Source organism: Paenibacillus canaveralius (assembly GCF_047238265.1).
Taxonomy (GTDB): domain Bacteria; phylum Bacillota; class Bacilli; order Paenibacillales; family NBRC-103111; genus Paenibacillus_F.
In genome coordinates, this window is record NZ_JBDFMM010000001.1 from 2,456,763 (window position 1) to 2,476,479 (window position 19,717).

At 51.5% G+C, this 19,717-nt stretch carries 15 protein-coding genes; 8 read left to right on the forward strand and 7 right to left on the reverse strand.

Annotated elements, in window-relative coordinates; all coding sequences use genetic code 11:
- Entirely contained in the window at nucleotides 1-1,284 is a 1,284-nt protein-coding gene (locus ABC395_RS11360; protein ID WP_413003086.1) for an MFS transporter, read from the forward strand.
- An 869-nt stretch (nucleotides 1,285-2,153) separates the two neighbouring features.
- Here ABC395_RS11360 and clpP read toward each other — a convergent pair.
- On the reverse strand, nucleotides 2,154-2,741 hold the full coding sequence (gene clpP / locus ABC395_RS11365; protein ID WP_413003088.1) for an ATP-dependent Clp endopeptidase proteolytic subunit ClpP: 588 nt from the start codon (nucleotides 2,739-2,741) through the stop codon (nucleotides 2,154-2,156).
- 303 nt (nucleotides 2,742-3,044) lie between these two features.
- On the opposite strand from clpP, the gene ABC395_RS11370 reads away from it, so the two are divergent.
- From ABC395_RS11370 to abc-f, 4 genes are all read left to right on the forward strand, one after another.
- Complete coding sequence (locus ABC395_RS11370) at nucleotides 3,045-3,779, forward strand: RNA polymerase sigma factor (RefSeq protein ID WP_413003090.1); 735 nt, start codon at nucleotides 3,045-3,047, stop codon at nucleotides 3,777-3,779.
- A gap of 123 nt (nucleotides 3,780-3,902) precedes the next feature.
- On the forward strand, nucleotides 3,903-4,181 hold the full coding sequence (locus ABC395_RS11375) for a hypothetical protein (protein ID WP_413003092.1): 279 nt from the start codon (nucleotides 3,903-3,905) through the stop codon (nucleotides 4,179-4,181).
- Between the two features lie 136 nt (nucleotides 4,182-4,317).
- Nucleotides 4,318-4,461, forward strand: a complete 144-nt coding sequence (locus ABC395_RS11380) for an RAxF-45 family protein (RefSeq protein WP_413003093.1) — start codon at nucleotides 4,318-4,320, stop codon at nucleotides 4,459-4,461.
- A gap of 101 nt (nucleotides 4,462-4,562) precedes the next feature.
- Nucleotides 4,563-6,776, forward strand: a complete 2,214-nt coding sequence (gene abc-f / locus ABC395_RS11385; RefSeq protein WP_459564676.1) for a ribosomal protection-like ABC-F family protein — start codon at nucleotides 4,563-4,565, stop codon at nucleotides 6,774-6,776.
- 70 nt (nucleotides 6,777-6,846) lie between these two features.
- Here the strand turns inward: abc-f and ABC395_RS11390 are convergent, their stop codons facing one another.
- Together ABC395_RS11390 and ABC395_RS11395 are read right to left on the reverse strand one after the other, a co-directional pair.
- Nucleotides 6,847-8,394, reverse strand: a complete 1,548-nt coding sequence (locus ABC395_RS11390) for a sensor domain-containing diguanylate cyclase (protein WP_413003095.1) — start codon at nucleotides 8,392-8,394, stop codon at nucleotides 6,847-6,849.
- Nucleotides 8,391-10,460, reverse strand: coding sequence for a sensor domain-containing protein (locus ABC395_RS11395; RefSeq protein ID WP_413003096.1), 2,070 nt, complete (start codon nucleotides 10,458-10,460; stop codon nucleotides 8,391-8,393). Before ABC395_RS11395 ends, ABC395_RS11390 begins: the two co-directional genes overlap by 4 nt.
- A 193-nt stretch (nucleotides 10,461-10,653) precedes the next feature.
- Between ABC395_RS11395 and ABC395_RS11400 the strand changes: the two genes are divergently transcribed.
- On the forward strand, nucleotides 10,654-12,054 hold the full coding sequence (locus ABC395_RS11400; protein ID WP_413006727.1) for a sensor histidine kinase: 1,401 nt from the start codon (nucleotides 10,654-10,656) through the stop codon (nucleotides 12,052-12,054).
- 723 nt (nucleotides 12,055-12,777) lie between these two features.
- Here ABC395_RS11400 and ABC395_RS11405 read toward each other — a convergent pair.
- The 4 genes from ABC395_RS11405 to ABC395_RS11420 all read right to left on the reverse strand — a co-directional run bounded on the left by ABC395_RS11405 (nucleotide 12,778) and on the right by ABC395_RS11420 (nucleotide 17,604).
- Nucleotides 12,778-13,053, reverse strand: coding sequence for a hypothetical protein (locus tag ABC395_RS11405; protein WP_413003098.1), 276 nt, complete (start codon nucleotides 13,051-13,053; stop codon nucleotides 12,778-12,780).
- Between the two features lie 22 nt (nucleotides 13,054-13,075).
- A complete protein-coding gene (locus ABC395_RS11410) occupies nucleotides 13,076-14,140 on the reverse strand; it encodes a serine hydrolase domain-containing protein (protein WP_413003100.1) in 1,065 nt (354 codons plus the stop codon).
- Nucleotides 14,141-14,232: 92 nt separating this feature from the next.
- Nucleotides 14,233-14,676: a MarR family winged helix-turn-helix transcriptional regulator gene (locus ABC395_RS11415; protein ID WP_413003102.1), complete on the reverse strand. Its 444-nt coding sequence runs from the start codon at nucleotides 14,674-14,676 to the stop codon at nucleotides 14,233-14,235.
- Nucleotides 14,677-14,856: 180 nt separating this feature from the next.
- On the reverse strand, nucleotides 14,857-17,604 hold the full coding sequence (locus ABC395_RS11420; protein WP_413003104.1) for a PAS domain S-box protein: 2,748 nt from the start codon (nucleotides 17,602-17,604) through the stop codon (nucleotides 14,857-14,859).
- Nucleotides 17,605-17,918: 314 nt separating this feature from the next.
- Here ABC395_RS11420 and ABC395_RS11425 point away from each other — a divergent pair, with 314 nt between their 5' ends.
- Both ABC395_RS11425 and ABC395_RS11430 read left to right on the forward strand, forming a co-directional pair.
- Complete coding sequence (locus ABC395_RS11425; protein ID WP_413003106.1) at nucleotides 17,919-18,656, forward strand: YheC/YheD family protein; 738 nt, start codon at nucleotides 17,919-17,921, stop codon at nucleotides 18,654-18,656.
- 70 nt (nucleotides 18,657-18,726) lie between these two features.
- Nucleotides 18,727-19,569, forward strand: a complete 843-nt coding sequence (locus tag ABC395_RS11430) for a LysR substrate-binding domain-containing protein (RefSeq protein WP_413003108.1) — start codon at nucleotides 18,727-18,729, stop codon at nucleotides 19,567-19,569.
- Nucleotides 19,570-19,717 lie beyond the last annotated feature (148 nt).

Genomic DNA, 19,717 nt, shown 5'->3' on the forward strand with positions numbered 1-19,717 from the left:
GTGTCTTTATTTAAAAACAGTTTGTTTGTCCGCTTTTATTTGTCCAGAACCTCCGCCAACATCGCGGATAGCATTTATTCGATTGTTTTGCTGTATTTCGTCCAGAAATCGACGGCTTCCGTTTCATTCACCAGCTTTACTTTTACCGCTATTTCAGCGGCTTCTATTTTCAGCTTTCTGCTGGGGCCGCTGGTTGACCGGTATTCCCCGTCGCTGCTGGCGAGCATCTCCTTATTCGTTCAGGCTGTGTTGATCTTGGCGGTGCCATTCCTCATCACTGACGGGGGCGCGAATTTGCTTGCGATACTCGTCCTTGTGTTCGTTGCATCCTGCTTCTCCATGTTGTTCTATCCGGCTAACAATAAGATGCTCCCTCAGTTGATCCAGTCACCTGACCGAATCGTTAAAGCGAATGCCATGATCTCGTCCACGGACCAGTTGATTAATGTGGCGGGGTACTTGGTCGGAGCCTCCATTATTTTGCTTCTGGGCATGAAAAACACATTTTATCTGGCCAGCGGAATGCTCTTCCTTTCGGGACTTATCTATATGCAGCTTAAGAAGCAGATGGAGCCCGGGAAAACCTCTGAAAGCACACCGAGAGGACCGCTGAAGATCAGAGAGTACACGAACGAGCTTGTGGAAGGTTACCGGTTTGTCGCGAGCAGCCCATTTCTCAGAATTATGCTGCCGTTCTTTGCACTAACCAATTTTTCCATGTCGATTCTCATCATTACCGTTCCGTCCATGTCGGTCTCTTACGGATCGCCGATTTACTACAGCCTGCTGTATGTTGCCTTCTTCGTCGGTATATTCGTAGGATCCGCTCTGATTAACGTGCTTAGAAAAAACGGGCTGATGATCGCTGTATCCTGGCTGCTTATGGGGGCTTCGCTGTATCTGTTCGCGATCGTTCCGGCCCTGTGGATGAAGCTTTCCGCGATCCTTCTGATGGGTATATTTACAGGTATTATTAACGTGCTGCAGACTTCACTGATCCAGATTATCACTCCTTCAGAGTTGATGGGACGTGTGATGGCTTTCCTTCATACCTTGTCCAACGCGGCACTACCGCTTGGAGCGTTTATCGGGGGCATTCTTGCCTTGCGTTTTGAGCTGGACAGTGTTTTGTTCATCAGTGCTCTTGTCATAGTGGCATGCGGAGTTTTGCTGCTGGCGTTAAGAGCGGTAAGAACATTCCAGATTCCATCGGAAACCGCAGACAAAGAAAAACCGGAAGACAAACTTGCCGGTAAAGGTGCGGTTGCTAAAGAATTTCTGTAAACGGAACGGCTCTACATGCCGGTCTTTAGCTGAAAAACGGTCTCTCGCGTTAAAGCGGGAGATCGTTTTTTCTGTATCCGGAGACAAGACCTAAATGCATTACTTTAACAAGCCACCCGACTTATGGTAGGCTCAAATTAGCCGGTAAAATTTAAGCATTGCCAGAGGTGCAGTTAGCGTATACCAGATCCTGTTTACGTGGGTTTTTAGTGGACGGATTACTGGCAGAGCTTAGTCACAGTAATTCCAAATAGCACATAAAAGGTGATTATCAAGGCGAATCAAGCTATCTGTTGAACGAAATTAAGAATGTGCGAGGTACCAGCATTCGATAGGAGTCATGCCTTTTAATCCGAAGGCTTAGAGGTTTACTAGAGAAGCAGCTTGCCGATCTGCATCACGAAGTATCCAATGGCATTTTCACATGTGGTTGGTTATGTACTGGACAATTGGGAAGAAGACTGCCACGAGAGAATTTATAAGTAGATTGCTGAAGAATTAGAATTCCTCGTATTTTGAAGCAATACGGTTAACGTGCACGAACCTGCTCCTAGATGACTTCCAAGGCATGAAAATGTACAGGAAAAAGAAGACGTGGAGGATATAGATTTGCACAGGACGAATAGAATCGGGTTAATCGACCCCGACATAGTATGGGAAATACATTAAGGAAAGACGAGTTATCGGGAGTATGAAAATGGGGGAGAAGCAAGCAGGAAGTCCTAAAGCGGATTCTAACAAAGAACAGTATTCACCGAAATTCAGGGCCGTTAGATGGTCAGTTGAATAAGGGAGCACAGGCCCTTAGCTCATACAGAACCTGTGCTGACAGACAACGTAGATGCGTAGATCTTACGAAGAAATTTTCATTAAGAAATTGTCGTCACAACATGATCGATAATCCCGTATTCCTTGGCTTCTTCGGCTGACATGAAATAGTCCCTGTCCATGTCCCGGTCGACTTTGTCAACGGGCTGTCCGGTGCGTTCGGAAGTGATCCGGTTCAGTCTTTCACGTATGCCGAGTATCCTTTTGGCGCTTATGGCGATATCGCTTGCCTGGCCCTGGACGCCGCCGTGAGGCTGATGTATCATGATCTCGCTGTTGGGCAGCGCGAATCGCTTGCCTTTCTCACCGGCCAGCAAAAGAATAGCGGCAAATGAAGCGGCAAACCCCGTACATATCGTATGCACAGGAGGCTTTACGAGCTGCATAGCGTCGTAAATGGCAAATCCGGCCGAGGTTGAACCGCCGGGACTGTTGATGTACAAGCTGATTTCCTTTTGCGGATCTTCGGCTTCGAGAAATAAAAGCTGGGCGATAATGCTGTTGGCTACCTGATCATCGATTGCCGCCCCCAAAAACACGATGCGGTCTTTCAACAACCGTGAATAAATATCGTAAGATCTCTCACCGCGACTCGTTTGCTCCACGACGTAAGGGACGTAGTTACTCATCGTTAAAAACCTCCAGTGTGTTTCGTTATGGCATTTCTCCTTGTAAACGAATGCGCTCCTCCAAAAGATACGGAAGAGGGCAATTAATTTTTAACCAAAAAATAATTTCAAAAGTTGGTGAAACGGCGTATCCTTTACGGACGTTCGTTCGTTTACTGGTTACAACGGCATTGCCGTTATAAAATGAAGCCGTTTTGCAAAAGGATAATAAAACCGGAAAATGACACTCAGAATATAAAAAGGTTCATTACAGGCCGGGAGCCGATGCACTCGAACGGCGCAGGAAAAAAGGGGGAGGTACCGATGGCGACGACGGATTTCCTATTAAACGGAAAAGAAAAGGACAGCAGCCGAATCAATCAGCTGCAACAAACGTTAAAAAGGTATTGTCTGTCCATGACGAAGTCAACATGGGATGCAGAGGATCTGGCTCAGGAGACATGGCTGAGAGCGATCTCTTCTCAAGGAAACGGGCACGGCAACATAGAAGCTACGCTGCTTCGCATCGCAAAAAACATGTGGATCGATCAATCGCGGCGAAAGCAGGTTCTGGCCCGAATTATGAAAGATGAACAGGCGCAGGCATTAATGCGGAAAGAGGGACTTTTGGAGCTTTTAGAAATCGAAGAAACCTTTCTCATTTTGGTTAAGCGTTTGCCTCCTCTGCAAAGAACGGTTTTTCTGCTCCGGGATGTGCTCGGGTTTTCCAGTCTTGAGACTGCGGTTAGACTCGGAACTACGGAAGGAGCGGTGAAAGCCGCCCTGCACCGTGCCCGCCAGTCCCTGGAAGCCGTGAGAAGAGACATCGAGACATGTACGCATGACGCCCCTTCAGAGAACGGGATGAAAGCTTATCTGCGAATGATGGCAGCCGCTTATGAAATGGGGGATATCGCCCTTCTTGTCGAGCTTGCTCAACGGGATGAAGTCGAGCCGGCAGTTGCCCTCGGTTTAGCCCAGAATCACATTCTGCGCAGCGGCAGACGCCGTACGAGTGCGGTGCCGCACACACCAAGCAGTCTTAAGATGTCTGCATAACATTCTTTACCGTACAGCATCCGCCGCTCCCGCTACGTGCGGGAGCTCCAATGATTTAATTTTTTCTTCTCTAATGTGGTACAATGGCAGTTGGATACCGAATGGACGAGGAGATGGAATTTGATGGCGGAGCAGATCAACGAGCAGGAGCTCATAGCTTACATAGCGGGGAAAACGAAAGCGGACCCCCAAAAAATAAAATCCGTGCTGAAATACGAGCAGGATTATATTAACAAGGCTCATAAAAACGCTAAGGGTGAGGTCGATATCGACAGTGACGATATTGCCGATTATGTGTTAAGCCGGCCTGACATTAAGCTGGATGAACTGACGGTGGACAATATTCTGGATGCCGAAATGGACTATCTCATGGAAAAAGGGATCGCTAGCTATCTGGATTGATAACCTTCGCATCATGTTAAAGCCCGGGTATTAAAGGCTCAAAAAGAGCATGAGATTATTTCGGAAAAAGGAACTTGCAAACATTGTAAACTTCATGCTAAAGTAAACGTAACTTTTATGATGGGAGGTGAGGTAGGTGAATCTCGAGAAGGTTAACGACCGTATTAGCCAGCTGCCGATTGCTATGGCTGGCATCGTTCATGCTTTTCCGATTAACGGGAGAAGTCTGTCCATTTTCATGAATACGGTACACCCAATCGCGAGAAGACGCCTACCTTAACCGATACGGATAGTTTTGCATCCGAAGAAGGGTCGCGGGCTTACTGCCGCGGCTCTTTTTTGTCGTATGGAAAAGGGTCTTCATTCCTAGGAGGATCCCTAATGATACTTGTTAACGGTCAACAAATAAAGAAATATCACGCGGCTAATCTCATTCTGAGTGAAGTCACATTTGAGGTACATGAAGGCGAAAAAATCGGTCTGATCGGCCGAAACGGGAGTGGGAAATCAACGCTGCTCCAGCTTATTTCCCGCCATCAGGGCATAGACGGAGGGATGCTGACAATCAAAAAAGAGCTTACCATCGGTTATTTGCCACAAATACCCGCGGAGTTCGAAGGACTTACGGTACGTGAAGTGCTCGCTTATGGCTGCCGACATTTAACAGCCTGTTCGCAGGAAATGAGGGTATTGGAACATGAAATGGCCGACCCGGGTGTTTCGGATCATACGATTCGTATGCAGAAATTGCTGGACGCGTACGCGTCGGTTCAGGAACGCTTCGAGCGGGGAGGCGGCTATGAATTGGATGCTGCTATAGACTCCGTGGCAGTGGGGCTTCAGATCTCGAAAGAGACCTATGCCCGGCAGTTTTCTACTTTATCAGGCGGGGAAAAAACACGGGTCGTTCTCGCTTCTCAGCTAATTATGCAGCCGGACCTGCTGCTGCTTGACGAACCGACGAATCATTTGGACTTAAGGGGAATCGAGTGGCTGGAGCAGTTTTTGCAAGGGTATCCCGGAGCTTGTATTCTCGTTTCGCATGACCGTTATTTTCTCGACCGTACTGCCTCTAAAATAATGGAATTGGAAGATGGGGAAGCTCTCACGTACGAAACAAACTATAGCGGGTATATGAGAGAAAAGGAAGAACGCCTGCTGCAGCAGTTTGCGCAGTACCAGGAGCAGCAGAAAGTTATCAAAAAAATGAAGGACACGATCCGGAAGCTGGAAGAATGGGGGCGGATGGGGGACAACGAGAAGTTTTTCAAGAGGGCGGCCTCCATGCGCAAAGCATTGGAACGTATGCAGGTAATAAAGCGGCCGACACTAGACCACAAAAGCGCCGATTTCGCTTTGAACCTCAAGGACCGCTCGGGGAAACGGGTTGCGGAGTTCACAGGCGTGTATAAATCTTATGGAGAGCGCGCGATTTTGACTGGAGCGGAAGAGAGAATTCAATACGGCGAGAAAATTGTGCTGGTCGGAGATAACGGGACGGGGAAAACAACTTTGTTTAAGCTGCTGCTTGGCTTGGAAGTTCCGGATCGCGGAGAGCTGGAGCTTGGATCGCGTGTGGAGATCGGCTATATGGCACAGCAGGAAGAGGCAAGGGACCCTAAAAAGACGGTCCTCGACTACTTTAGGATCGAAGCACGGGTCGAAGAAGGTGAAGCAAGAGGGATTCTTGCGAAGTATCTTTTTTATGGGACGGATGTGTTTAAACCGGTTAGCATGCTGTCGGGAGGGGAGTGGTCCCGTCTCCGGCTCGCGCTGCTTATCCGCCGAAAACCGAATCTTCTGCTGCTCGATGAGCCGACCAATCATCTCGACATTGCTTCCCGGGAAGCTCTTGAAGAAGCATTGGAAGAATATCCGGGAACTCTGCTTGCCATATCCCATGACCGGTATTTCATTAACCGTCTTGCGCAGCGGATCTGGGAGCTTCATGGTGGAAAAATAACGAGTTATATCGGACATTTTGACGAATACCGGACGAAAAAGCGCGAGCTGGAGCAGGCAGCTGCCGTTCGTGGGAGCGCACGACAGCCGTCCGGCGCAGCAGACGCTGCACAGCGCCCGAGCGGGCCGCCACCGGGCGGAGCCGATGCCGCACAGCGCTCGAGCGGACCGCCAGCGAGCATGGCCGGCACCGCACAGCGCCCGAGCGGGCCGCCAGCGAGCATGGCCGGCACCGCACAGCGCCCGAGCGAGCCGCCAGCGAGCGAGGCCGGCGCCGCACAGCGCCCGAGCGGGCCGCCACCGGGCGAAGCCGGCGCCGTCCAGCGCCCGAGCGGGCCGCCAGTCTCCGCTGCGGAGGCAAAGGCCGCAGCGAAAGCCGCGGCTGCCGGGGCGCGGGCAGCCGAGCGGAAGCGGCTGCAGCTGGAGGCGCAGATCGCCGCGCTGGAAGCACAGCTGGCATCAGCGGACGCGGGAGCTGCAGCAGCTGGGCGGCTGCGGCGATACCCTGCTGCTGGAAGCGCGGTGGCGCGAGCGGGAAGAGCTGCAAGCGCGGCTGGACGCGGACATGGCGGCCTGGCTGGAACTGGGCTGACGCTGCGCGGAGAACGTCGGGCAGGCCCCCGGCAAACATGAAACGGCGGAAAAGACCGGATCTGCACATGCAGTTTCAGGTTTTCCCGCCGTTTTTTTCATGGGCAGTCCGTCACGAGTAAATCGTAATCCGGTTTCTTCCGTCGGTTTTGGACTGATAGAGGGCATTATCCGCCATTTCGATGATCGTTTTGACGTCGGTATCCCGGCTGTAAGAGAAGGACACGCCGATCGATACCGTCAAGGGCTGAGCGATCGGACTCTTGCTTCTCTCCACTTTTTCACGCAGCCGTTCTGCAATGCGGGTAGCCCGGCCGAGATCACAGCCCTTCAGCAAAATTCCGAATTCCTCACCGCCGTAACGGAAGCATAAATCTTCTTCTCTTGAAAAAGAGTGAAGCGTCGAGGCCAAATATTTCAGCACTTCATCCCCGATAAGGTGACCGTGGAGGTCGTTGATTTTTTTGAAATGATCGACGTCCATCAGAATGAGGGTGAAAGGAAGTTTCCGCTCCGCCCATTCGGCAATAAGAAGGTCGAACGCTTTGCGGTTGGCAAGACCCGTCAAACCGTCGGTAAGCGATTCCGCTTTCAGCCGGTTGAGATTGGAATTGATGCTATGGTAGAGCTGCCTTACCTCGTACAGCCCGGAATGAATGCTGGGGGAAGCGGGCACCGTCAGGTTGCCATGGACGGCCGATTCCTCCGAATACCGGGCCAGCGTATAAAGAGGTCTCGTAATCCAGCTCGCCAGCCACCAGGCGACGGTCAGCACTACGCCGAGCAGGGGAAGCGCCTGCATCAGCAGGTGCGAAATCATCTGTTCAAGGGGTTCCTCCAGCACACGGGTGGGCGTCTGGGAAATAATTCCCCAACCGCTCATCGGTTCAAACGCATAGCCGGCAAAAAATTCGTGTCCTTCCGAATTTACGATTTTTTGGGCACCGTTTTTGCCCGCCAGCGCTTTTTGAATGACTTCGTTGCTGGAGACAATTTGATAAATCCGCTCTTTGTTGGGATGAAAAATAAGCCGGGACTCTTTATCAACGACATAGACGTAGGACCCGTTCCCGTAAAAATGTTCTTTCAGCAGCTTGCTAAGGGAGTTTTCTTCCTCCAGATAAATTGTGCCGCCGACAAAGCCGTCATAAGAGCCATCCCCATTAAAAATGGGCGAGGAGACGAGCACGATCAGACGTCCTGTTGTACCGACATACGGCTCGGAAATAAACGGCTTTTTAAACTCAACCGCACGTCTGGACGCTTCGGACAGCAGTCGTGTGCCTACAACGGCACCGGCGTCGGCAGGCAGCGCCACTTCTATATCCCGCTCCTTATCCGCGACAAAAACCGAATTAAAGTACTGCCGGTTGAATGTGAACCACATGTCGAGGTCCTTTTCGGAAAACGACTGCTTTCCCGCTAATTGTGCGATCGAACTCATACTCGTCTGCATCAGATTGAGCAGGTTGCCCGTGTTGGCGGAAAGCTTCTGGGCATAATGTGAATTACTTTCCAGATAACTGGTGGACAAAGACTTCAGGTTGGCCTGATAGGCGGCATATCCGCTTACGGCAGCCGTCAGGAAAGCGGTAGCAACAACGAGTAGGCTTAAAATTAGGCGCAGCGTCAGCCCTTTGCGCACGTGTTTTGTTTTCATGGGCAGTTCAGCAGGCCTGTCAGGGAATCTGCGGGAAGAGGGCGGCTGAAATAATAACCCTGCCCTTCATTACAATTTTCACCGAGCAGGTACTCGTATTGGAGCTCGTTCTCGATGCCTTCGGCTACAACGTCCATGTGCAGGCTGTGTGCCAGCGAAATGATGGCGGACGCGATCCGTTTCCCGTTCAAATCCCGGTTAATGTCTTCGATGAACGCCCGGTCTATTTTTACTTTGTCGAAAGGGTATTCGCGCAGATAGTTCAGGGAGGTGTACCCTGTGCCGAAATCGTCTATTGAAATGCAAATCCCCGCCTCTTTAAGTTTCAGCAAACTTTCTTTAATCGCATGGACGTCGTCCAGCAGAACGCTTTCCGTAATTTCCAGTTCAATCCATGCAGGTTCAAGCTCCGCCTCATTCATAACCGATAGAACATGCTCGGCAAAAAAAGGCTGCTGCAATTGCTTGGTCGAAACGTTCACCGCGACTTTAAACGGACCCGCTCCGGACGCCTGCCATTTTTTGGCCTGCCTGCAGGCCGTTTGCAGAACCCAGATGCCAATAGGCAGAATAAGGCCGCATTCCTCGGCCACCGGAATGAAATCGGCGGGCGGAACGTATCCGAGCCGGGGGTGATTCCAGCGGATCAAAGCTTCCATTGCGGTCAGCTTGCCGGTTTTCAACGCCATGATAGGCTGATAAAAAAGCTCCAGCTCGTTTTTGGCCGCGGCCGTCTCCAGGTCCCGCTGAATTTGGAGTTTGTAGGAGGTTTGCAGATCCATTTCTTCCGTGTAGACGGTATAAGCGCCCGTACGAAGCTTCTTGGAGCGGTCCATGGCCGTGTTTGCATGCCGGATCATATCTTGTGCATTCTCACCGCCGCCTCGGCTGAATGCGACTCCTATGCTGGCCGTTAAAGCTACGGAATGCCCATTCACGACAAAAGGCTCCCGCATCCCGTCGAGGATAGAGCAGATGAGACGTACCGCCTCCTCCTGTGATGTTTCGGGCAGAATGAGGGTGAATTCGTCTCCCGCAAAGCGGCTTAGTGTATCTGTCAGCCGCAGGTGCCCGCGGATACGGGCGGCGACAAGAACGAGCAGATCGTCACCCAACTGGTGACCGTAAGAATCGTTAATTCTCCGGAATTGGTTCAAGTTCATGGAAAGGACGGCAAAAGGAAGACGGCCGTCTCTCGAGAAACGGATCGTCTGCTCCAGCCGGTCTTCAAACAGCTTCCGGCTCAGCAGGCCGGTAACCGGATCGGCATAGGCGAATTCCTTCAACTGCCGGACTGCATCAGCCAGGACGCTCGTATCCCGGGCGATTCCGTAAGTGCCGGTGAGCAATCCCTCTATCCTCACGGGAAAATGAGCCACATTTACGGAGATTTTGTTACCGTCTTTACAGATGATCCGCAGGTCCGTGCTTCCGGAAAATCCGCGTTTTGCGTCGTCAAAAAGGTCCAAGGCGGATTGCAGGTCAGCGGGATCAATGAGAGTGACGAACGCCATGTGGGTCAGCTCGTCCTTCGTATAGCCCGTTAACGATTCGCACCCGGGATTAACGATTGTAAATCGGCCTTGCTCGTCCAGGGAAAAGACGGCGTCCGGACTGTTGATGAGCAGCGCATTCATTTCTTCACGGGATTCCTGCAGCTGCCGCTGTGTCTTGATCTGCTCCGAAATATCTATTACGGTACAGTATTGGATCTTCTTTCCGTTTAAAAGTACAGTCGCCGGATGAATTTCCGTATAAATCGATTGTCCATTCTTATGCAGCTTGCGGATACGGACCGGGGAACCCTTGCGGCCGCCCTCCGATTCGGTGAAAAACGGAGCCGCCAAGAAGCGGTCATCGGGATGAACAAGTTCAAGAAGCCGGGTTTTTGACCGGCGTATTTCTTCTGTTTCATAGCCGACAAGCTTGGCATAAGAGTCGTTCGCGTATATTAAAGCGCCGTTTTCCATCATACAGATGCCGACAGGCGCATGTTCGATCAAGGCTGTAAATAGGGTCCGGGAAACGGGAAGCGCTTCCTGTCCCTTTTTAGTTGGAAATTCCATTGGTATCGCTTCTCCTGTGTCAAGGGGCTTGGGTTAACTAGAATCATAGCATTGGACACAATTCGGATTCCACCGGATCGGAAATTTTTGCGTGTGCACGCAACAAATTTGCGTGATCGGTTCATTCCCGGGATGATATATTGACGAAGATGGACATGTACCAAGAAGTTTGAAGGAGAGTTGAACGTTGCGGATGAAAAGGACTGGGCGTCTTGCGGGTGCCGGATTTACGACCGTTGTGGGAATCGTGTTTTTTCTTTATTACTATTTCGTAATCGGGGATGCCTGGGAGATGCAGGCGGCGGGTGCCGTTGTTTGTACCGTCATTGCTTATTTTCTGGGCGGCTTTTACGATAGAGCCCGCTACTATGCGGCTGAGTTGAATATGATTAACGAGGAGCTCCATATCAGCAGGGAGCAGCTGCGCCGCAGTGACGAGAGATATTCCGCGCTTCAGGGAAGTCTCGACAATTTTTCGCATGATCTTTTCGGCATTATGAAAATTGAGGAGCTGGAGGCGCGGCTGCTGGCTGAAGTGAAGCTGATTTTTCAAATCGACTGCATTTCCCTGATTGAAACTCAAGCCGGTCATCCGTCCTGCTCGGTAAAAGCGGGAACGGGTGAGGTACCCCGGGGCGTTTTGAACAAAATCAGGCAGCATCAGAGCCAGCAGCTTTCGATCGGCGAAGTTTTCGAATATGAAGAAGGATCTTTTCTGAAAATCGGGGAATTCAAAGGCAGGACGTCCTGGCTCATATTCGGGGAGTTGACGGACAGTACGCGTCTTCCCGTTAAAAGAATTTGGCTGAAAACTCTAATCCGCTACGTTAATGTCGTGTATGAAAATCTCACGGTCATCGAGGACTTATCGGCTGAGCTGAAGCGGACGATGGAGGAACAGGAGACCCCTCCCTGGCTGCTGCGCCTATTCTTCAACTTGTCTGAGCACGAGCGGAAGCGGCTGTCCCAGGATTTGCACGATGCGGCCCTCCAGGAACAAATTATCTGGTACCGGAAGCTGGAGCAGCTGCGGACCTCGGGCCTCGGCCCTGACGAACTTAAAGAAGGTCTCGCTCAAATCGGAGACGGTCTGCTCGATGTGATGTACCAGATCCGCCTGACCTGCAACGAACTCAGGCCTCCTTTTCTTAAAGAGTGGGGGCTTGTACAGGCTCTGGAGGCCCTGTTTGACCACATCCAGCTGCATGCGGACTTTACGATCTATTTCGAAGCGGGGCATTTCAGGGATTATTTGAACGATGAACAGCGCATTGCGGTGTACCGGATTACGCAGGAGCTTATGTCCAATGCGATGAAGCATTCGAAGGCCCAGGAGGTCCATGTGACTTTGACGGGAGGCAAACAGAATCTGCTTCTGTCCTACAGGGATAACGGGGTGGGCACAAAAGCCGTGGAGCATGCGGACAACGGCTTCGGAAGCATGGGGATTTACGGAATACAGCAGAGAGTCCGGAGCCTTCAAGGAGAAATTCAGTGCGAGTCGGACAAGCGCGGCCTTAAGGTGCAGGTAACCATTCCGTTGAAGCCGGTTATGCAGGTGATTCCGCTGCACGGAACGTTTGTGTCCCTCTAAAACAAAAAGTTTCCGGCGGGCAGACGGACCTCACGTTATGGTGTCGACGAATGGAGCGAGCATCACTGTTTTATCCGAAAATTTCACGGATAAAGGGGAGTATCATGAACATACGGATGAGAGAAGATCACTATCTGATTTCCCATCTATGTATTCCGGATCTGCACAGCCAGCCATTTTGTTTTTTGACTTAGAGGGGACAGGTATTACAGGGAAGGATTATGTGACCCAACTGACCTCAAAGTGTTAGTTAAAGTCATTCATCCCGAATGGGAAGGAATTGTATCAACGGTTAGGCTGATCGGCCATTACGAAATGGATGCCTCGGCTTATAAAAGACATGACGCGCTCGGAGATTGCCATTTAATTGAACGTCTGTTTCAGCTCATTTTATCGGAGTATAAACAAATGAACGTTAATGAGCATCAACTAAAAAGGCCGCTGAGAATTGAAAGATTCCGGTTAGAAGGCATGCAAACGGAACCGTATGACGCCGAATATCCATAAGAAGACGATATAATAGAAACCGTTCCCCATAAAAAAAGGATTCCTCCGCACCATACGTGCAGGGGAATCCTTTTGGCGTCTTTGCAGCGCCCGCTCGACGTACCGCATAAGCTTGACATGTGGTGCGTGCATGTTTGAACACCGTCAAGTGATGCCGACGACCGCGTGCCGGGAGCTCCGCGTGATACGGAAAACCAGCTTGACAGGCGGCCTCCGTTACTTGGCCCGTACGCCCCGGTGTTCGCCGTATTGAAACAGCGTAAGCCCGTCTGCGGGTTTGCCCGCTTCTTCGGCCGCAAATTCAATTTCGATTTGAAGCTCCCTGACAAAGAAACGCGTTTCGGACAGCGGTAAAATTTCGTATTGAGGCTGCCCGCTCAGCTGGATGAATAACTGATCTTGCTCGGGGCACGACGTCACGCTGAGATCGAGTCCCAAATCCATCTTGTATACGCCCCGGTACAGCGGATAGACGGTTTTGTCGATGTTCACGGGTTTCAGTTCGGCCGGGACTTCAGGGATGGAGTGGGGGAGGCCGAAAAGGATGTTTTCCGCCTCGCTCAGAATCCGCTGCTGAATGTCCAGTCTGACGATCCGCGTTGGCCAAATAAATCGTCGTTCTTCCGTGATCCGTGTAACGGGCCAGATTCGTGCTGTAGCCGGGCCAGCCGCCGCTGTGGGAAACGATTTTTCCGAAATGCTCTTTCTGTTCCACGATCCAGCCGTATCCGTACGAATAAGGCTCGTTATCGGGTAGTTTTCCGGAAGTGAAGGCTTCGTCCAGCGTCTTTTTGCTGACAAGTTTCTCCGTATACAGCGCTTGGTCCCAAATCAATAGATCGTGCAGCGTGGAGTTTACGGTCCCGTCTCCCTGGATTCCGTCCAGGTATACGACAAAATCGGTCGCAGGCTGTTCGTCCGGGAGGTGATAGCTGCGCGTTTCGAAGGAATATACGTACCCGAAAGCAAAATCCTCCGGCACATTTCCGGAACGGCGCCGGTTATGAATCCGTGTGGAATGCATGCCGAGAGGTTTGAACAGCGTTTCACTCATATATTCGGCAAAGGAGAGACCCGAAATCTTTTCGATCAGCAGGGCCAGTAAGACGTACCCGGTATTGGTGTATTCCCAGTTCTCACCGGGCTGAAATTGCAGCGGAGGCTGATGGACATTGAAATATTCCAGAACATCCCAATTCGTGGCGATTTTAGAGCGGTCCCAGTCTTTGATGAAAAGGGGGGTATAATCGGGCAGGCCGGAGGTGTGCCGCAGAAGGTCCCTCACTGTGATCCCCTTATAACAGAAGTCCGGAATCCAACGCTCCACGGGATCGTTCAGTGAAAGTTTACCTTGTTCGGCGAGTATAAGCGTACCCATGGCCGTAAAAGTTTTGGAAACGGAAGCAAGTTCGAAAACGGAATGAACGGTAACGGGGCGGCCGCTCTCTCTATCCGCGAGCCCATACGCGCCTTCAAAGACGATTTCCCCATTTTCCGCCGCCAAAAACGCTCCGTTGAAAATTCCTTTCTCCGACATGACCGAAAACAGTTCTTGAAGCTCTTTTTGTTTGTTTTGCATGGGAATCCCTCCAATTAATCTATTTATAAAAGAATTAAGCTAACGCAACAATTAAGTGACCTAACATATTTGGCGGAAAGGGACGCGGGACGTCACCTTATTTCGGCTTCGATAATTTTCAGAAGCTTGAACGTGATTTTGCGCAGGGCGCTTAATTCCTCCGGATCCAGTTTGGAATAAAAGCGTTCCGCGATGCTCTTCTCGACCTTCTCCTGACGTTCGAAATAATCCCATCCGGCTTGATCGAGCTCAACGAGAATTTCCCGGCGATTGTTCGGGTTAATTTCTCTCTTCAGGTAACCTTCCTTGTCGAGTTTGCCGATGAGCTGACTAACCGCGCTGGAAGTGATAAGCATTAAATCCGCTAATTCTTTGACCGTCAAACGCTTGTGTTTGTGAATGTGTTCCAGAACGACCGCTTGCTTGGAGGTCAGATCTGCCTGCAGAAGCTCGTTGTACTCTTGTAAGAGGAGCAGGTTGGCCGTGTATTCGGCCTCGTTGATCTCCTTTACGGTCTGATATAAGCGTTCGTACATGTCATCACCTTAATTGTTAAGTTAACTTAATTGTTATACTTTTAGTATATGCGTCGAGCATTCACTTGTCAACACGACCATCTGTCCCGGATGTGAGGCATCTATTCAACCGGCCGATTGCCTATAAATAAAAAACACCTCCGCCGGAGCGAAGATGTTCATTATTATCATCAAACAGATTTAATCTTTCTCTTGTTGGGGCTGATAAAGCTCGTGCGGCGACCATTTTTTCAGGACGCGTTCAACTTCCGGAGCAAATACCGGCTTGCTAATGAAATCGTTCATCCCGGAAGCGAGGCACATCTCCATATCTTCCTTCTGGGCAAAAGCGGTCACCGCCACGATCGCCGGACGAGCTGCGTCGCCCTTCAACCTGCGGATGGCCGCGGTCGTTTCGAAGCCGTCGAGCTCGGGCATCTGAAGGTCCATAAACACTATATCATAGGTGGTAGTCCGGACCGCATGCAGCGCTTCCGCGCCGTTCTCCGCGTAGTCGGCTTCATATCCGAGCTTCCTGAGCAGAGTAAGGAGCAGCAGGCGGTTAACGGAATTATCGTCGGTAACGAGCAGCTTCATCGGACCGAACTTCGGCGAAGGAGAGGCGCCGTTTTCTCTGCCGCTCACAAGAGCCGGTGCAGGCGTACGGCGCTGCGCGTGTTCCGCGAGAGTATCCGCTGAAGGCGTTTCGCCCGGCAGTTCGAAGGGCAGCACGAAATGGAACGTGGAGCCTACGTTAACCTGGCTGTCGACGCCGATCGCACCGCCCAGCAGCTCGACCAGCTTCTTGCAGATGGCAAGGCCGAGACCCGTACCGCCGTATTTGCGGTTAATCGTCGGGTGAAGCTGCGAGAACGACTGGAACAGCTGGCTCTGCTTGTCGGCGGGAATACCGATCCCCGTATCCCGGACGAAAAATTGCAGCACGGCATCACTGCGTCCGGGTGTTTGATCGAGCTTGGCCGCAAGGGAAACGTGGCCGTCCTTCTCCGTAAACTTGATCGCATTCCCGACCAGATTGACGATAATCTGGCGCAGAATGCCTTCGTCCCCGATAAGTGTCGGAGGAATGCTGTCGTCGAGCTCGGACGTCAAACGGATACCGCGCTCCGCTGCTTTCGGCTGAAACAGCTCAACGACATGCTCCATAACAGAACGGACATCGAAAGGCTCGTGATTGACGACCATTTTTCCGGCTTCGATTTTGCTGAAATCCAGGATTTCGTTCAAGATCCGCAGCAGAGCGTAACTGCTCTGCAAAATGATGTCGGCATAGCTTCGCTGTTCCTCGGACAGCTCCGTTTCCGCCAGGAGATCCGCCATCCCGATAATCCCGTTCATCGGCGTCCGGATCTCATGGCTCATAATGGCCAGAAACTCCGACTTGGCCTGATCGGCTTTTTCCGCGAATTCCTTGGCCCGGATGATTTCTTTCTCGCCCGTAATATCTTTGAATACGACAACAGCGCCGCGAAGCTCCCCGTTATCGATTAAAGGCGTGACGTGATAATCGGCGAGAAAACTCGACCCGTCTTTGCGCCAGAACACGGCTTCCTTGTTACGGTACGCGTGTCCCTCCCGGATCGCTCGGTAAATGATCTGCTCGTCCTCGGATTGCTGGGCGGGGCTGCCGAACGCATTTTGCAGCATCCCGAGATACGGCTTGCCGATGAGTTCCTCGGGGACAAACCCCAGCATATCCGCGCCGGCCGGATTAATGAACATCGCGTTGCCGGAGGAGTCGACTCCGAAGATGCCTTCCGTCACGGAGTTGAGTATAAGCGTATACTCGCTGCTAAGTTTTTCGATCTGGGCGAGATATCTCTGACGTTCCGTAATATCGATCGTAATGCCGTAGACGCCGACGACTTCGTTATCAACGATGATCGGAATGTTGGTCGAATTGATTTCGACGGGATGCCCGTCTTTATGGATGATGGTCAAGTCATAGCTTTGGGGAAAACCCTGCTTGGCGAGCTCGAAGTGGTAAAGCGTTTTGGGCAGATCTTTGGGAGCGACGATCGGTCCCCAGTACATCCCTATGAGCTCTTCCAGCGTGTACCCGGTAATTTGCTGCAGGTTTTTATTGGCGGTCTTATAATCGCCGTCGAGATTCATCGAATAAACCGCAGCCGGATTGTGATCGAACAACGATTTGTAGCGCTGCTCGCTTTCCTGAAGCTGCTGGTCCGCTTTCTTGCGTTCGGTAATATCGCGGGAGATGGAAATGATCTCATTCACATTCCCGTCTTTATCGTACGTATAGCGTGTGGTCGATTCCAGCCAGACATAATCGCCGTTTTTGCATCGGAACCGGAACGTTACTTTGTCGCCCTCCGTATGGCGGTTCTGTTCCAGAAAGAGAAGAACCCTATCCAGATCATCGGGGTGAACGAGCGGAATTGCTGCCTGTCCGACCATTTCTTCCGGCTCATAGCCGAAAATGGCTTTGCAGCTCGGAGACGAGTAGGTCATAGTTGCCATCTCGTCCGGCTCATGCCTGGAAATCCAGTCCAGCGAAACTTCCGTGATGAGCCGGTACTGGCGTTCACTGTCGAGAAGCCGCTCTTCCCGCATTTTTTGCGCCGTCAGATCCGCGGCCTGAACCAGAAGAACGGGAGGTTCCCCGGAGTCCGGAGAAAGCGGGGAGAGGCCGACGGCAGCCCAGACAATTCCGCCGTTTTTAGTGACATATCTTTTTTCAATGGAAGAAAGAGAAGGAAGAGGCGCAGGAGATAGCACGATATCTTCCGGATAAGTGATCTGCCTGTCGGAGAGTTCTACCAGCTCGTCCTCCGTATACCCGAGCATTCGGCAAAAGGAAGGGTTGACCCGCAACCAGCGGTCTTCCGTCAGCGAATAAACGCCCATAGCGAACGGCGCATTCTCGTAAGCTATTTCAAACAACCATTTATCGTTAAAGGGTTTCATGCCAACAGTCTCCTCAGGCTAAGTATTGCCAGATCAGTATACCTCATTTTTACAGGACAATGTAAGGTTTCTTCGTCGTGTTCCCTTCCGCTATAGGGAGGGATTCCGCGTTGTTCTTTAACCGAGTATCGATCTATGTTGGATTACACTTTTTTTACAGCCGTTAATCAGCGGATTGTGGCTTGGGAAGCGGGAAATCAGCTCATTTCCGAAGGAATCGGCTAAAGCATGAAAAGCACGATTGGGTATGAGCACAAGCACGGACGCAAACATCACATATTCATAGACTAGCGCCATACTTAAAGAGAGGATGAATGGATTTGGGAGGCTATGCGACCAAACAGAACGTATCCGATTGTTTGCTGAAGCACGGAAAAATCAGACGGAATGTTCCCGAAACCCGGCTTTACAGGAAAAGCACATTAAAAGCGATGCTGGGCACGTACAAAATGGTGTATGTAAAACCGAACAGCGGCACGGGAGGCAGCGGCGTTATCCGGGTAGAGCGCGAAGCGGACGGTTACAAGTTTCAGCTTCATACCGTTGTGAAAAGGTTCAGGGATTTCGCAAGCATGGAAAAGGCTCTCCGGAGCCGTACTAAAAAATCCCCGTACGTGATCCAGCAGGGGATTCGTCTCCTCCGCCACAAAGGGCGGCTCTTCGATTTGAGAATCATGGTCCAGAAAAATCCGAGGGGGAACTGGGAAACGACGGGTATGATCGGCCGCACCGGGCATCCCCGGAAAATCGTTACGAATGTATGCAGGGGCGGTTCTTCGAAACCGGTTGAGGTTCTCCTGAGAGGTCATAGGGCGGACACGAAGCGGTACAAGGCATCTCTGCGGAATTTAGGACTCCGGGCGGCCCGGCATCTCAATAAAACGTTTCCGCGGATTAAAGAAGTGGGGCTGGACGTCGGGTTGGACTCTAGTCTGCATCCCTGGATTTTGGAAGCGAATCCCCGGCCCAAAATTTACGGATTTAAAACATTGAAGAATAAGGGCATCTACCGGAAAATGCTGCGCTATCAAAAATGTTACGGACGCGCCTAGCCGAGTTGTGCGGACAAGAAAGGCCCGCCCTGCCCCGGCCAGATGTTCCTGACCGGCGGGGTGAGCCCGGATGCTTCGCGGGAGGGAGTCACTTACGGTATGCGTCACTTCCCAGATCAAGCGGTTTGAGAACGAAATCGGGATGAGGCTTTTTATGGCCCGGGGAAGAGGAATTTCTTTAACCGATGCCGGGCGGAAGCTGTTGGATTACGCCAGAAAGCTGTTTGCCCTTGAAGCGGAGATGGAAGCTTTCGTTGACGGTTATACGTCGGGAAGAAACGGAACGGTTCGCCTCGTATCGACCTACCTGCCGGCCAATTTTCTCCTTCCGGCCTGGGTCGCCAAGTTCAAGCGGGACCATGAAGACGCGGATTTTTTCATCACCACGACGAATTCCCGGGGCGCTTTCGATAGCCTGCTCAATTACGAAGCGGAAATTGCCTTTTACGGGGGAGCGGGTGAAAGGCAGCCGGGTATTCATTGGGAAGAGCTTTTCGAGGACGAGCTGTGGTTCGTCGTGCCTGCCGGTCATAAATATGCCAACGAGCATATCTCACTGGCCGACATGGTGAAAGAGCCCTTTATTATGAGGGAAGAGGGAAGCTCGACCCGGGAATGGCTCTTTTCCTTATGCAGGGTGCATAACGTGAGCCCGCCCCGGATTGCCCTGCAGTTTAACGGCCTGAATGAAACGATAAGCGCGGTGATGGCCGGGTACGGGACGAACTTTATTTCGTCGTTGGTCGTACGGGATCATGTGAAACGCGGCGAGTTAGCCCGGGTATACGTGAAGGACATCCGGCTCAAAAATACCATCGCGGTATGTACGCGTGCAGGTGAGGTTCTCTCGCCCCCGGCGAAGAGGTTTATTCAAATGATCAAAGCCACCGTAGCGGGACAAACCCTGCCTTAAAAAGAACGAAATGGAGTACTGGAACTCAGGCTGCGCACTCCGCGCCGCATCATGAAACTTGCAAAAAAGATTGCAGAGGAACGTCCTTCGACCGTAAGCGGCTGCCGTGTGATTAAGGAAGAGGCGTGGTATAATTTGGATTAACGAC

What these genes read in the sequence shown, in the direction of transcription:
- ABC395_RS11430 (WP_413003108.1), top strand. Translation starts at nt 18,727, where the DNA reads ATGCTTCGCGGGAGGGAGTCACTTACGGTATGCGTCACTTCCCAGATC.
- ABC395_RS11390 (WP_413003095.1), bottom strand. Translation starts at nt 8,394, where the DNA reads ATGAAAACAAAACACGTGCGCAAAGGGCTGACGCTGCGCCTAATTTTA.
- ABC395_RS11415 (WP_413003102.1), bottom strand. Translation starts at nt 14,676, where the DNA reads ATGTACGAACGCTTATATCAGACCGTAAAGGAGATCAACGAGGCCGAA.
- ABC395_RS11395 (WP_413003096.1), bottom strand. Translation starts at nt 10,460, where the DNA reads ATGGAATTTCCAACTAAAAAGGGACAGGAAGCGCTTCCCGTTTCCCGG.
- ABC395_RS11400 (WP_413006727.1), top strand. Translation starts at nt 10,654, where the DNA reads ATGAAAAGGACTGGGCGTCTTGCGGGTGCCGGATTTACGACCGTTGTG.
- ABC395_RS11410 (WP_413003100.1), bottom strand. Translation starts at nt 14,140, where the DNA reads ATGCAAAACAAACAAAAAGAGCTTCAAGAACTGTTTTCGGTCATGTCG.
- abc-f (WP_459564676.1), top strand. Translation starts at nt 4,563, where the DNA reads ATGATACTTGTTAACGGTCAACAAATAAAGAAATATCACGCGGCTAAT.
- ABC395_RS11425 (WP_413003106.1), top strand. Translation starts at nt 17,919, where the DNA reads ATGGATTTGGGAGGCTATGCGACCAAACAGAACGTATCCGATTGTTTG.
- clpP (WP_413003088.1), bottom strand. Translation starts at nt 2,741, where the DNA reads ATGAGTAACTACGTCCCTTACGTCGTGGAGCAAACGAGTCGCGGTGAG.
- ABC395_RS11370 (WP_413003090.1), top strand. Translation starts at nt 3,045, where the DNA reads ATGGCGACGACGGATTTCCTATTAAACGGAAAAGAAAAGGACAGCAGC.
- ABC395_RS11375 (WP_413003092.1), top strand. Translation starts at nt 3,903, where the DNA reads ATGGCGGAGCAGATCAACGAGCAGGAGCTCATAGCTTACATAGCGGGG.
- ABC395_RS11420 (WP_413003104.1), bottom strand. Translation starts at nt 17,604, where the DNA reads ATGAAACCCTTTAACGATAAATGGTTGTTTGAAATAGCTTACGAGAAT.